This is a genomic window from Streptomyces sp. NPDC003036, from assembly GCF_040611175.1.
Taxonomy (GTDB): Bacteria; Actinomycetota; Actinomycetes; order Streptomycetales; family Streptomycetaceae; genus Streptomyces.
The window spans coordinates 1-13,027 of sequence record NZ_JBEXNO010000048.1 but is presented as its reverse complement, the minus strand read 5'-3'; the positions used below and the strand labels follow the sequence as shown (position 1 = coordinate 13,027).

The 13,027-nt window shown below is 72.6% G+C and carries 9 protein-coding genes and 1 pseudogene; 2 read left to right on the top strand and 8 right to left on the bottom strand.

The window, feature by feature from the left end; all coding sequences use genetic code 11:
- Positions 1–229: 229 nt before the first annotated feature.
- The 3 genes from ABZX67_RS28420 to ABZX67_RS28410 all read right to left on the bottom strand — a co-directional run bounded on the left by ABZX67_RS28420 (position 230) and on the right by ABZX67_RS28410 (position 1,908).
- A complete protein-coding gene (locus tag ABZX67_RS28420) occupies positions 230–403 on the bottom strand; it encodes a CsbD family protein (protein ID WP_355365834.1) in 174 nt (57 codons plus the stop codon).
- A 78-nt stretch (positions 404–481) separates the two neighbouring features.
- Positions 482–664, bottom strand: a complete 183-nt coding sequence (locus tag ABZX67_RS28415; RefSeq protein WP_355365831.1) for a hypothetical protein — start codon at positions 662–664, stop codon at positions 482–484.
- 140 nt (positions 665–804) lie between these two features.
- Positions 805–1,908: a glutamate--cysteine ligase gene (locus ABZX67_RS28410; protein ID WP_355365828.1), complete on the bottom strand. Its 1,104-nt coding sequence runs from the start codon at positions 1,906–1,908 to the stop codon at positions 805–807.
- A gap of 253 nt (positions 1,909–2,161) precedes the next feature.
- On the opposite strand from ABZX67_RS28410, the gene ABZX67_RS28405 reads away from it, so the two are divergent.
- Both ABZX67_RS28405 and eccCb read left to right on the top strand, forming a co-directional pair.
- The gene (locus ABZX67_RS28405; protein ID WP_355365825.1) at positions 2,162–2,680 is read left to right on the top strand and encodes a hypothetical protein; all 519 of its coding nucleotides are present in this window, start codon (positions 2,162–2,164) and stop codon (positions 2,678–2,680) included.
- Entirely contained in the window at positions 2,643–6,923 is a 4,281-nt protein-coding gene (gene eccCb / locus ABZX67_RS28400; RefSeq protein ID WP_355365822.1) for a type VII secretion protein EccCb, read from the top strand. Before ABZX67_RS28405 ends, eccCb begins: the two co-directional genes overlap by 38 nt.
- A 19-nt stretch (positions 6,924–6,942) precedes the next feature.
- On the opposite strand, the gene ABZX67_RS28395 is transcribed toward eccCb, so the two are convergent.
- The 5 genes and pseudogenes from ABZX67_RS28395 to ABZX67_RS28375 all read right to left on the bottom strand — a co-directional run.
- Entirely contained in the window at positions 6,943–8,079 is a 1,137-nt protein-coding gene (locus ABZX67_RS28395; RefSeq protein WP_355365819.1) for an XdhC/CoxI family protein, read from the bottom strand.
- 47 nt (positions 8,080–8,126) lie between these two features.
- Positions 8,127–9,569 carry an NCS2 family permease gene (locus ABZX67_RS28390; protein WP_355365816.1) on the bottom strand — a complete coding sequence of 481 codons (1,443 nt, stop codon included), beginning with the start codon at positions 9,567–9,569 and terminating at the stop codon, positions 8,127–8,129.
- 305 nt (positions 9,570–9,874) lie between these two features.
- Positions 9,875–12,283: a xanthine dehydrogenase subunit D gene (pucD, locus tag ABZX67_RS28385; RefSeq protein ID WP_355365813.1), complete on the bottom strand. Its 2,409-nt coding sequence runs from the start codon at positions 12,281–12,283 to the stop codon at positions 9,875–9,877.
- Entirely contained in the window at positions 12,283–12,897 is a 615-nt protein-coding gene (locus ABZX67_RS28380; protein WP_355365810.1) for a (2Fe-2S)-binding protein, read from the bottom strand. The genes pucD and ABZX67_RS28380 overlap by 1 nt, the downstream gene beginning before the upstream one ends.
- Positions 12,898–12,899: 2 nt before the next feature.
- Positions 12,900–13,027: pseudogene (locus tag ABZX67_RS28375) on the bottom strand (xanthine dehydrogenase family protein subunit M); the annotation flags it as partial.

Below are 13,027 nucleotides of genomic sequence, written 5' to 3'. Positions count from 1 at the left end.
TCCCGTGTGCTGATCGGGCCTGATCCGGACGTCAGGCGCTACGCCTGATCGCGTATCCAGACTGGAACAGGTCACACCTCCCGGCATTTCCGACGAAGGGGCCGGGGGCGGCGGCGGACGACACGACAGACGGCCCGGCGGAGAAGTCCGCCGGGCCGCCGGGTCGCCGTCATCGGGCGCCGGGCGCCGTCCGTCGGCTTGTTCGGCCTGTTCGGCCTGTTCGGCCTGTTCAGCGCTTGAAGATGCCTTTGGCCTTCTGGCCCCTCTGGCGCAGATCACCCTTGCCGCGGTGGGCGCGCCCCTCGGTGGTCGTCCGCTCGTTGCCGACCGCGCGGCCGAGGGTCTCCTTCACCGCGCCCTTCATCTGCTCGATCTTGCCGGGCGTCTTCTTGTTCCTGGTCACGGTCGCACTCCTCACTGCCGTGCCGTCCCCTGACGACAGAACGTGTGCCCGGCGCGGCATTCGGACAAACCCGGCATATCAGGTCCGCTCCGCGTCCTCCCACCCCGCGAAGCCGAGCGAAGGCGTGTCCCAGCTGAGCACCCGGTCGGCCTGCCGGTGGGTGAGCTCGGCCAGCCTTCTCGCCTCCTTGATCACGTCTCCGTGCTCTTCGACCAGCTGGTCGTATATCGGCGAGCCGGGGCGCGAGGTACGGGTGCTCATGTGCGGTTCTCCTGGGGGCCGGGGACAGCGGGGCGGCGGCGGCCGGGACGCGGCCCGGCCGGGCCTCCCGCCACCTGCCCGAAGTTCCGCGGATCATGCCACCCCGTTCGCGCGGCCTCAGTCACCCCGTTCACGCGGCCTCAGTACACGTGCTCCTGGGTACGGCGTACGCACGCGAGGACGACGTCGCGCAGGCTGCCGGTGCGGCGCAGCAGCTCCCGCTGGACGCGCGCGCCGTTGCCGTGGGCGAGCAGCTCGGCGACCCCCTTGCGGGCGTCGGGCAGGTCGCCGTTGGCCTCCAGGGCGTCCTCGACGTGGGCGAGCAGCGCGTGCACGACGTGCTCGGCGGGGACGGGCCGCATGGTCAGGGGGTGGAGCAGCTCGTCGTCCACGCCGGAGCGGCTCGCCCGCCACGCCGCGGCCCGCAGCAGGCTGACGGTGTGGCGGGCCGGGGGCACGCCCTCGCGCCACTCGCGGGCCGCGGTGTCGACCAGCGCGCGGGCGAGGGTGGCGATCAGGGCGGTGGTGGACGCGTCCAGGCAGACGTCCGGGGCCCTGACCTCGACGGTCGGGTAGGCGCGGGACAGCCGGGCGTCGAAGTAGATCATGCCTTCGTCGTGCAGGACGCCCGTGCCGAGGAGGTCGCGGACCTGCTGGTGGTAGCGGTCGGCGGAGCCGAAGAGCTCGACCGGGCCGGCCGAGGGCCAGCGGCCCCAGACGCGGTTGCGGTAGCTGCTGTACCCGCTGTCGTGGCCCTGCCAGAAGGGGGAATTGGCGCTCAGCGCGAGCAGCACGTGCAGCCAGGGCCTGACGCGGTCGAGGACGGCGACGCCCTCCTCGTCGGACTCGACCGACACATGGACGTGGCAACCGCAGGTGAGCTGCTCCTGGGCGGTGAGGCCGAAGTGCTCCTGCATCCAGCGGTAGCGCTTGCCCTCGGTGAAGGCGGGCCCGGCGGGCAGGGGCGAGGTCGCCAGGGCGGCGACGGCGCCGCCCACCGCGGCCGCGTGCCGGGCCGCCTCCGCGCGCCAGCGCTCCACCTCGGCGTGCAGCTCACGCATGCCGGAGCACGGGTGCGTGGCGAACTCCAGCTGCTGACCCTGCAATTCCTTCTGGAAGGCGTTCTCCCGGCCGTCCCGGCTCTCCTTGGCGGCGAGGGCCAGCACGGCCATGGACAGCGCCCGTGGCTCGCCGCTGTGCGGATCCACCAGCAGGAGCTCCTCTTCCACTCCGACAGTGCGCAACGGAAACCACCTTTCCATCGCATCCGGCGGGGACCACGCGGGACGCCCATCATCCCGGGTCCGGGCAGGCAGCGCACCGCCCACCACCGGGATCTGGCGAGTTCCCGTCGAACCCGGCTTGAACCCGGAGCAGGGCCCGGGCCCGGACGCGACGCCCGAGCGGCACCCATCCGTGGCGAACCACTGACGCACTGTCACCGGCCCGCTATACGATCGGCTCGATCGGCGTAACCCCAGGGCCCAGGGAGGCGGAATGGACGAGATGGAACTGAGGGTGGATGCCGGACCCTCGGCCTCCCCCGAGCAGATCGACCGTCAGGTCACCTCCCTCTACCAGGACTTGCGCGCGCTCGGCCGGTTCCAGGTGCGGCGCAAGCCGGCCCCGGCCCCGGGCGGGTCCATGGCCTCGGCGGGGTACGAGCTCGGGGTCCTGGTCGTCAGCGGGGCCTTCTCGGCCGCCGCCGTGAAGGCGATGAGCAATGTGCTGGTGGCGTACATCCAGCGCTCCAAGGCGCGCTCCGTGGCGTGGGAGTTCGACGGCCACAAGGGCACCTTCGAGGCGCTGTCCGCCAAGGACCAGTCGGCGCTCGTCGAGGTGGTCGCGGCGCGGATCGCGGCGGGCGCGGACGGCACGGGGACGGACGGCACGGCGGCGAACGGCACGGGGACGGACGGCACGGCGGCGATCGGCACGGGCGCGGACGGCACGGCGGCGAACGGCACGGGGGACGGCGATGGCGGGACGCAGAATCGCGCTGCTGGTCGCGACTGACGGGTACGTCGACCCGGGGCTGAACCAGCTGCGGTCCCCGGCGCGCGGCGCCGGGGAGCTGGAGGCGCTGCTCAGGGACCCTGCGGTGGGCCGCTTCGACTTCGTCCGCACGCTCTCCAACCGCCCCAAGGACGAGATCGAGCGCGAGATGGAGGCGCTGCTCTCGCACCGCGCCCCCGACGACCTGGTGCTGCTCTACCTCTCCTGCCACGGCGTCCGCAACGACACGGGACGCCTCTTCTTCGCCACCATCGGCACCGACCTCGGCCGCCCGCACACCACCGCCGTCCGCGCCGACCTCGTCCACCAGCTCCTCGACGAGTGCGAGGCCCGCGCCAAGATCGTGCTGCTGGACTGCTGCTACAGCGGCCTCTTCCACCGCGGCACCCCCATGTCGCCCGCCCCCGTCGACGTCGAGTCGGCCCTGGTGGGCCGCGGCACCTTCGTGATCACCGCCTCCACGGCACTGGAGTACGCGTACGAAGGCGACCAGCTCACCCTCGACAACGCCCGTCCCGGCTCCCGCTTCACCGCGGCGGTCAACGAAGGGCTCGCCACGGGCCTGGCCGACCTGGACCGCGACGGCGTGATCACGCCCGACGAGCTGTACACGTACGTCCACGACGCGGTGGTCAACCAGGTGGGCCCCGAGCAGACGCCCACCAAGTCGGGCCAGTACGAGGGGCACGTGCCGCTCGCGTACGCCCCGGTGATCGACGCCGCGGCGGGGCCCTTCGCCGCCCGGACCGCGAAGGCCGACGAGCTGCTGCTCGGCGCGCTGCTCCCGCCGCCGGTGGACACCCCGGACCGGGGGTTCATCTGCGATTCCTGGGAGGGCGCGTCCCGGCTGCTGGTGCCGATCGGCCGCACCGAGGCCACCTCGGGCGGGGAGCCGATGTTCCTCGACCTGGCCGGGCGGGAGGGCAACGCCGCGGTGGTCGGCAGGCTGGGCAGCGGCAAGACGACCCTGCTGCGCGTGATCGCGATGTCCCTGGCCCTCACCCACACCCCGCACGAGGTGGAGTTCTACCTCCTCGAGGGGGCCGTCAACCGGCTCGGGGTGCTGCGGTCCATGCCGCACGTGCGGATGGTGGCCGCGCCGCACGAGCACAGCGCCGTCCAGCAAGTCCTGACGGCCGTGAGGGACGCGGTCGCGGCGCGGCGGGCGCTCTTCCGGGACCGGGGCATCGACTCCGTCGAGGAGTTCCGCGAGCTGCGCGCGGCCGGTGAGCTCCCGGACGGCAGCGGCAGCGACATCTTCGTGGTGATCGACGGCTGGCTGGACTTCCACTGGGAGGACCCCGCCTTCGCCGACACCATCCACCGCCTGGTCAACACCGGACTGAACTACGGCGTCCACCTCCTGGTCTCCGCCCGCCGGTGGAGCGACTTCGGCCCCGGCCTGCTGGGGCTGCTCGGCACCCGGGTCGAGCTCGCCCTCGAGGACCCGTCCGAGTCGTACGTCGACGCCACCCTCGCCTCCAGCATCGGCGTCGGCTGGGCGCTGGCCCGGCGCCGGCGCTTCCGCGTGGCCGTGCCCCGGCTGGAGGACGCGACCAGTACGGCGGAGGCCAGGCGGGCGCTGGCCTATACGACGCTGCGGATGCGCGAGCGCTGGCTCGGCGCCCGGAGGGGCGGCGCAGCCGCCGCGACCCCGCCCGACCCGCTCACGTCCTACGCCGCGCTGCTGGACCTGGAGGACCCCGCCCGCCCGGACGTGGCGCGCCTGCGGCGCCGCCGCCGGGCGGACCAGCGGCTGCGCGTCCCGCTCGGTCTGGACGACGAGGGCGGGCCGGTCCACCTCGACCTGAAGGACGCCTCCCAGGGCGGCATGGGCCCGCACGGCCTGTGCGTCGGCGCGACCGGCTCCGGCAAGTCGGAGCTGCTGCGGGCCCTGGTGCTGGCGCTCGCCGTCACCCACTCCTCCGAGACGGTCAACTTCCTCCTCGCGGACGCCAAGGACGGCTCCGGGTTCGCCGCCCTGGCGGAACTGCCGCACGTCTCGGCCGTCGTCGGCGGTCTGGCGGACGATCCCGCCCTCGTGGACCGGCTGCGCGAGGCGCTCACCGGCGAGCTGCGGCGCCGCCAGGACCTGCTGCGGGACGCGGGGAACTTCCCGCACGTCACCGCGTACGAGAAGGCCCGCGCCGACGGCGCCGCCCTCGAGCCGCTGCCGTCGCTGGTGATCGTGGTGGACGAGTTCGGCGAGCTGCTCGCCCCCCGGCACGACTTCCTGGAGCTGCTGATCCGGATCGGCCGGCTCGGCCGGTCGCTCGGCATCCACCTGCTGCTGGCCTCCCAGCGCCTGGAGGAGGCCAGGATCCGCGGGCTCGACGCCTTCGTCTCGTACCGCATCGGCCTGCGCGCCTCCTCGGCGGCCGAGTCGCGCGCCGCGATCGGCGTGGCGGACGCGTACCACCTGCCGCAGGCCCCGGGCCTCGGCTACCTCCGGTCCGGGACGAACACGCTGGTCCGCTTCAAGGGAGCGTACGTCTCCGGCGCGGCCGGCCCGTCGGAGGAGTCGCTGCTCGACCTCGCCGTACGGCGGCTGCGCGGGCAGGGCCCGGCCGCGCACCGGGTGTGGCTGCCGCCGCTGGACACGCCCCCGGCCCTCACCGACCTGCTGCCGCCCCTGGTCACCGACGAGGAGCGCGGACTGCACCCCCGGCGCTCCGCCGACGGCCCCGAGGGGCATCCGGCGCCGCTCACCGTGCCGGTGGCGCTGCTGGACAAGCCGGAGGAGCAGCGCCGCGAGGTCCGGTACGCCGACTTCTCGGGCCCCGCGGGACACGGTCTGGTGGTCGGCGCGCCGCAGTCCGGGAAGTCGACGCTGCTGCGCACGCTGGTCTGCGGGCTCGCCCTCGTCCACACGCCGCGTGAGGCGCAGTTCTACGTCCTCGACTTCGGCGGCGGCTCCCTGCGCCTGCTGGACGGCCTGCCGCACCTGGGCGGGCGGGCGTCCCGGCTCGACGGGGAGCAGGTGCGCCGTACGGTCGCCGAGATCGCCGGCGTCCTCGCCGAGCGCGAGACGTTCTTCCGGCTCCACGGCATCGGTTCCATGGAGGAGTACCGCAGGGCCCGCTCCACCGGCGAGTGGGCCGAGGACAAGTGGGGCGACGTCTTCCTGGTCATCGACGGCTGGTCGGCCTTCAGGAGCGACTACGAGCAGCTGGAGGAGACCATCGTGGACCTGGCGGCGCGCGGCCCCGCCCACGGTGTCCACCTGATCCTCGCGACACCGCGCTACGCCGACGTACGCCCCGCCCTGCGCGACCGGCTCGGCCCCGCGACCGAGCTGCGGCTCGCCGACCCCGCGGAGTCGGAGATCGACCGGCGCAAGGCGGAGGCCGTCCCGATCGGCGCTCCCGGCCGCGGTCTGAGCCCCGGCGGGTACCACTTCCTGGCCGCCGTACCGCGCCTGAGCGGGGGCCCGGACGGGCCGGACGCGTCGGCGGAGGCCGCCACCACGCACCTGGTCACCGCGATCGGCGAAGCCTGGGCGGGACCGTCGGCACCGCCCGTACGGGTGCTGCCGGCGCTGCTGCCGCTGGAGGAGCTGGGCCGGCAGCGGGAGGACGACCCCGGGCGGGAGATCACCATCGGCATAGACGAGGCGAGCCTGTCGACGGTGACCATCGACTTCGAGTCGGACCCGTACCTCGTCGTCGTCGGGGACCACGAGTTCGGCAAGTCCTCCCTGCTGCGGCTGATCGGCCGGCAGATCACCTCCCGGTACGCGCAGCGGCAGGCGGTGCTGGTCGTCGCCGACTACCGGCGGTCCCTGCTGCACGACCTGCCCGCCGACCGCACGCAGTACTGCGCGAGCGGCGCCCGGCTGAAGGAGGTGGTGGCCGAGCTGGTGGCGGTGCTCCGGGAGCGGATGCCCGGCGTGGACGTCACGGCGGAGCAGCTGCGCGACCGCAGCTGGTACGCGGGCCCCGACCTCTTCGTCCTCGTGGACAACTACGAGCTGGTCGCCACCGCGTCGGGCAACCCGCTCCACCCGCTGCTGGAGTTCCTGCCCTTCGGCCGGGATCTGGGCCTGCGTCTGGTGCTGTGCCGCAGTTCGGTCCGGGCCTCGCGGGCGATGTACGAACCGCTCACGCAGGGCGTGCGGGAGCAGGGCGCCCAGGAGATCACGCTCTCCGGCGACCGCCCGGGCCGCTGCACGATGACGGACCGGCGCGGCGCCTCCCGGCGGGTGCAGCTGGCGTACGTGCCGCCGCGGGACGCGGCCGACTGAGGGGAGGCCGTGGGGTCTCTCAGGCGACGGAGCCGATGCGGCCCGCCGGGGCGTCGGGGCCGTCGTGGTGGATCGGGGTGTGGGCGCCGGTGAGGGAGACGCCGGTGCCGCCGCGCCGGGCGGCGACGATCTCCGCGCCGATCGACAGGGCCGTCTCCTCCGGCGTACGGGCGCCGAGGTCCAGGCCGATCGGGGAGCGCAGGCGGGCGAGCTCCAGTTCGGTGACGCCGACCTCGCGCAGCCGCTTGTTGCGGTCCTGGTGGGTGCGGCGGGAGCCCATCGCGCCGACGTACGCGACGGGAAGCTTCAGGGCCAGTTCGAGCAGGGGCACGTCGAACTTGGCGTCGTGGGTGAGCACGCACAGCACGGTGCGGCCGTCCACCTCGGTGGACTCGAGGTACTTGTGCGGCCACTCGACCACCACCTCGTCCGCTTCCGGGAAGCGGGCGGGGGTGGCGAAGACGGGGCGGGCGTCGCACACGGTGACGTGGTAGCCGAGGAACTTGCCGACCCGGACCAGCGCCGCCGCGAAGTCGATGGCACCGAAGACGATCATGCGGGGTGCGGGGACGCTGGACTCGACCAGCAGTGTGAGCGGCTGTCCGCAGCGGGAGCCGTCCTCGCCGATGACGAGCGTGCCGGTGCGGCCGGCGTCGAGCATGGCGCGGGCCTCGCCCGCCGCCGTGCGGTCCAGCTCGGGGTGGCCGCCGAGGCTGCCCTCGTACGAGCCGTCCGGGTGGACCAGCAGAGCCGTACCGAGCAGCTCCGCCGGTCCCTCCGTGATCCTGGCGAGGGCCGCCGCCTCCCCTCCGGCGGCGGCCGCCAGCGCGGCGGGGTAGACCCCGCCGCGAACCGGGGTGACGAGGATGTCGATGATGCCGCCGCAGGTCAGACCGACCGCGAAGGCGTCCTCGTCGCTGTAGCCGAAGCGCTCCAGGACGGTCTCGCCGTCCGCCAGCGCCTGCCGGCACAGTTCGTAGACCGCGCCCTCCACACATCCGCCGGAGACCGAGCCGATCGCGGTGCCCTCGCTGTCGACGGCGAGAGCGGCGCCCGGCTGCCGGGGCGCGCTGCCGCCGACGGCCACCACGGTGGCCACGGCGAAGTCGCGTCCCTGCTCGACCCACCGGGTGAGTTCCTCGGCGATGTCCAGCATGTCGGCCTCCTTCGAGAGAGCTTCGGTGTGGAGGGCCCGGTCTTCCGTCAGTGACCGGTACCCATGGCGAAGTAGAAGATGAACACCGCCGACAGCACCCACATCAGGATGCTGGGCTCGCGCCACTTGCCCTGGGCGGCCTTGATGACGCAGTACGCGATGACACCGGCGCCGACACCCGTGGTGATGGTGTACGTGAACGGCATCAGCACGACCGTGAGGAAGACCGGGACGGCGACGGACCAGTCGGTCCAGTCCACGTGCCGGGCGTTCTGCAGCATCATCGCGCCGATGACCACCAGGGCGGCGGAGGCGACCTGGCCGGGCACCAGCTGGGTGAGCGGGGTGAAGAACAGGCACGCGGCGAAGAAGAGGCCGGTGACCGAGGCGGACAGGCCCGTACGGGCGCCCTCACCGACGCCGGTCGCGGACTCGATGAAGACGGTCTGGCCGGAGGCACCGGCGCCACCGCCGATGATGCCGCCCGCGCCGTCGATGAACAGCGCCTTGTTCAGGCCGGGCATCTTGCCCTGGGCGTCGGCGAGCTTGGCCTCCTGGCCGACGGCGATGATGGTCGCCATGGCGTCGAAGAAGCCGGCCAGCACCAGGGTGAAGACAATCATGCTGACGGCGGCGTAGCCCAGCTTGTCCCAGCCGCCGAAGCTGACCTGGCCGAAGAGCGAGAAGTCCGGCATGGAGACCGGGCTGCCGTGCAGGATCGGCGCCTTGCCGCCCCACTCCTTCTCACCGATGAGGCCGGTCGCGGTACCGATCACGGAGACGACCGTGCCGACGACGATGCCGAGCAGGATGGCTCCGGGGATCTTGCGGGCCTGGAGCGCGAAGATCAGCAGGAGCGTGAAGGCGAAGAGCGCGACCGGCCAGCCGGTCAGGGAGCCTCCGACACCGAGGGTGACGGGGCCGCCGCCCTCGCCCTTGCCGACGAAGCCGGCGTTGACGAAGCCGATCATCGCGATGAAGAGGCCGATGCCCATCGTGATGCCGTGCTTCAGCGCCAGCGGTATGGCGTTCATGATGACTTCACGGACGCCGGTGACCACCAGCAGACAGATCACGGCGCCGTAGATGACGCACATGCCCATGGCCTGCGGCCAGGTCATTTCGGGGGCGACCTGGGTGGAGATGACGCCCGCGACGCTCAGGCCCGCCGCGAGGGCGAGCGGAACCTTGCCGATGAAACCCATCGCCAGAGTGGTGACCGCTGCTGCGAGGGCGGTGGCCGTGATCAGCGCGGGCTGGCTCAGCTTGTCGCCGAGCGAATCCTCGCCGCCGAGCAGCAGAGGGTTGAGCAGGAGGATGTAGGCCATCGCCATGAAGGTGGTGATGCCGCCGCGCACCTCACGCGCGACCGTGGATCCTCTGTGGGTGATGTGAAAGTACCGGTCGAGCCAAGACCGTCCGGCGGGGACGCGAGAGCCGGAGCCCGCGTCGTCGGCGACGGTCTTCGGCTCCACTGACGACTGGGTCATGGTGCCTACTCCCAAGGTTCAAAGGGGCACCCGCATGCACAGGGGCATAAAGCTGCGGGATTTGGGATGGTGCGTTGGCTGCACGACCCGGGGGACGGCCCGAGACGAACGGGGTTCTGCGTGGGGGTACTTCGTCGGTGTGGGGGGGCTGGGGGATGGAGGATCGGTGGGGGGTGAAGCGTGGGGGGAACCGCGAGCGGCGCGGTTGCTGCTCCGGGCGGTGCGGGCTGGGAAGTGTGACGTTCCTGGGAGGCACGCACCGCCCGGAGGGCTTGCGGGCCCCGGGGCCTCGCGGCCCCGAGGGCTTACAGGGTGCCGGTGAGGTGCTCGGGGCGAACCGGCGTCTTGTTCAGCTCCAGGCCCGTCGCGTTCCGGATCGCCGCGAGGACGGCCGGGGTGGACGACAGGGTCGGGGCCTCGCCGATGCCGCGCAGGCCGTAGGGCGCGTGGTCGTCGGCGAGTTCGAGCACGTCGACCGGGATGGTCGGGGTGTCGAGGATGGTGGGGATCAGGTAGTCCGTGAAGGAGGGGTTCTTCACCTTCGCGGTCTTCGGGTCGACGATGATCTCCTCCATGACCGCCACGCCCAGGCCCTGGGTGGTGCCGCCCTGGATCTGGCCGACGACGGACAGCGGGTTGAGGGCCTTGCCGACGTCCTGGGCGCAGGCGAGCTCGATGACCTTGACCAGGCCGAGCTCGGTGTCGACCTCCACGACCGCGCGGTGTGCGGCGAAGGAGTACTGGACGTGGCCGTTGCCCTGGCCCGTGCGCAGGTCGAACGCCTCGGTCGGGCGGTGGCGCCACTCGGCCTCGATCTCGACGACCTCGTCCTCCAGGACGTCCACCAGGTCGGCGAGGACCTCGCCGCCGTCGGTGACGACCTTGCCGGCTTCGAGCACCAGCTCGGCCGTGGCCCACGCGGGGTGGTAGGTGCCGAACTTGCGGCGGCCGATCTCCAGGACCTTCTCGCGGACGAGCTCGCAGGAGTTCTTCACCGCGCCGCCGGTGACGTACGTCTGGCGGGAGGCGGAGGTGGAGCCGGCCGAGCCGACCTGGGTGTCGGCCGGGTTGATCGTCACCTGGGTGACACCCAGCTCCGTGCGGGCGATCTGGGCGTGGACGGTGATGCCGCCCTGGCCGACCTCCGCCATCGCGGTGTGGACGGTCGCGACGGCCTCGCCGTTGATGACCTCCATGCGGACCTTGGCGGTGGAGTAGTCGTCGAAGCCCTCGGAGAAGCCGACGTTCTTGATGCCGACCGCGTAGCCGACGCCGCGGACGACGCCCTCGCCGTGCGTGGTGTTGGACAGACCGCCCGGCAGCGCGCGGACGTCGGCGCCCGCCGTGGTCTCCCACTGGCGCTCCGGCGGCAGCGGGCGGGCCTTGACGCGGCGCAGCAGCTCGGCGACCGGGGCGGGTGAGTCGACCGGCTGACCGGTGGGCATGAGCGTGCCCTGCTCCATGGCGTTGAGCTGGCGGAACTCCACCGGGTCCATGCCCAGCTTCGCCGCGAGCTTGTCCATCTGGGCCTCGTACGCGAAGCACGCCTGGACCGCGCCGAAGCCGCGCATGGCGCCACAGGGCGGGTTGTTCGTGTAGAGCGCGATGGCCTCGATGTCGACGTCGTCGATGACGTACGGGCCGACGGAGAGCGAGGACGCGTTGCCGACGACGGCCGGGGAGGCGGAGGCGTAGGCGCCGCCGTCCAGGACGATCTTGCACTTCATGTGCGTGAGCTTGCCGTCCTTGGTGGCGCCGTGCTCGTAGTAGAGCTTCGCCGGGTGCCGGTGGACGTGGCCGAAGAACGACTCGAACCGGTTGTAGACGATCTTGACCGGCTTGCCGGTGCGGAGGGCCAGCAGGCAGGCGTGGATCTGCATCGACAGGTCCTCGCGGCCGCCGAAGGCACCGCCGACGCCGGAGAGCGTCATGCGGACCTTCTCCTCGGGCAGGCCGAGGACCGGGGCGATCTGGCGGAGGTCGGAGTGCAGCCACTGGGTGGCGACGTAGAGGTCGACACCGCCGTCCTCGGACGGCACGGCCAGGCCGGACTCCGGGCCGAGGAAGGCCTGGTCCTGCATGCCGAAGGTGTACTCGCCCTCGACGATCACGTCGGCGCGCTTGCGGGCCTCCTCCACGTTGCCGCGGATGATCGGCTGGCGGTGCACGATGTTCGGGTGCGGTACGTGGCCGGCGTGGTGGTCGTCCCGGCCCGGGTGCAGCAGCGGGGCGTCCGGCGCGAGCGCGGAGGCCTCGTCGGTGACGACGGGCAGCTCCTTGTACTCGACCTTGATCTTCGCGGCGGCGCGGCGGGCGGTCTCCGGGTGGTCGGCGGCGACCAGGGCGACCGGCTCGCCGTGGTGGCGCACCCGGCCGTGGGCGAGGACCGGGGTGTCCTCGATCTCCAGGCCGTAGTTCTTCACCTCGGTGGGCAGGTCGTCGTAGGTGAGGACGGCGTAGACGCCGGCCTGCGCGAGGGCCTCGGAGGTGTCGATGGACACGATCTCGGCGTGCGCCACGGGCGAGCGGAGGATCTGGCCCCAGAGCATGTCCTCGTGCCACATGTCCGACGAGTAGGCGAACTCGCCGGTGACCTTGAGGGTGCCGTCGGGGCGGAGCGTCGACTCGCCGATACCGCCCTTGGTCTGGGAGCCCTGGGTGACCTTGGTGGGGGTGCCCGCCGGGGCGGACGCGACTCGGGTGTTCTGAGCCATCAGACTGCCTCTCCCTGACGAGCGGCCGCCAGGCGGACCGCGTCGAGGATCTTCTCGTAACCGGTGCAGCGGCAGAGGTTGCCGGAGAGCGCCTCGCGGATGTCCTCGTCGGACGGCGACGGGTTGCGCTCCAGCATCTCGTCGGCCGCGACCAGCAGACCCGGGGTGCAGAAGCCGCACTGGACGGCGCCCGCGTCGATGAAGGCCTGCTGGATCGGGGAGAGCTCGCCGCCCTCACCGGTCTGCGAGTCGGTGCCCTTGGCGGACCACTGCTGGGCCGCCTGGAGGGAGGTGCCCTCCTTGCCGTCGGCGCCGGCCGAGCCGCACGCGCCGGTGCCGCACGCGCCGCTGTGCTCGGCACGCTGCTTGGCGTAGTCGGCGAGGCCCTCGACGGTGACGACCTCGCGGCCCTCGACCTGGCCGGCGGCGACCAGGCAGGAGCAGACCGGGACGCCGTCCAGGCGGACCGTGCAGGAGCCGCACTCGCCCTGCTCACACGCGTTCTTGGAGCCGGGCAGGCCCAGGCGCTCACGCAGGACGTACAGGAGGGACTCACCCTCCCAGACGTCGTCGGCCTGCTGCGGACGTCCGTTGACCGTGAAATTGACGCGCATGGTTATGCAGCTCCTTCAAGGGTGCGGCCGGTGCCGCGGTACTGCTCCCAGGTCCAGCCGAGCGTGCGGCGGGCCATGATCCCGACGGCGTGACGGCGGTACTTGGCCGTGCCTCGTACGTCGTCGATCG

Coding starts and splice junctions, on each gene's coding strand:
- ABZX67_RS28395 (WP_355365819.1), bottom strand. CDS start 8,079: ATGCTGGACATCGCCGAGGAACTCACCCGGTGGGTCGAGCAGGGACGC.
- ABZX67_RS28405 (WP_355365825.1), top strand. CDS start 2,162: ATGGACGAGATGGAACTGAGGGTGGATGCCGGACCCTCGGCCTCCCCC.
- eccCb (WP_355365822.1), top strand. CDS start 2,643: ATGGCGGGACGCAGAATCGCGCTGCTGGTCGCGACTGACGGGTACGTC.
- ABZX67_RS28415 (WP_355365831.1), bottom strand. CDS start 664: ATGAGCACCCGTACCTCGCGCCCCGGCTCGCCGATATACGACCAGCTG.
- ABZX67_RS28380 (WP_355365810.1), bottom strand. CDS start 12,897: ATGCGCGTCAATTTCACGGTCAACGGACGTCCGCAGCAGGCCGACGAC.
- ABZX67_RS28390 (WP_355365816.1), bottom strand. CDS start 9,569: ATGACCCAGTCGTCAGTGGAGCCGAAGACCGTCGCCGACGACGCGGGC.
- pucD (WP_355365813.1), bottom strand. CDS start 12,283: ATGGCTCAGAACACCCGAGTCGCGTCCGCCCCGGCGGGCACCCCCACC.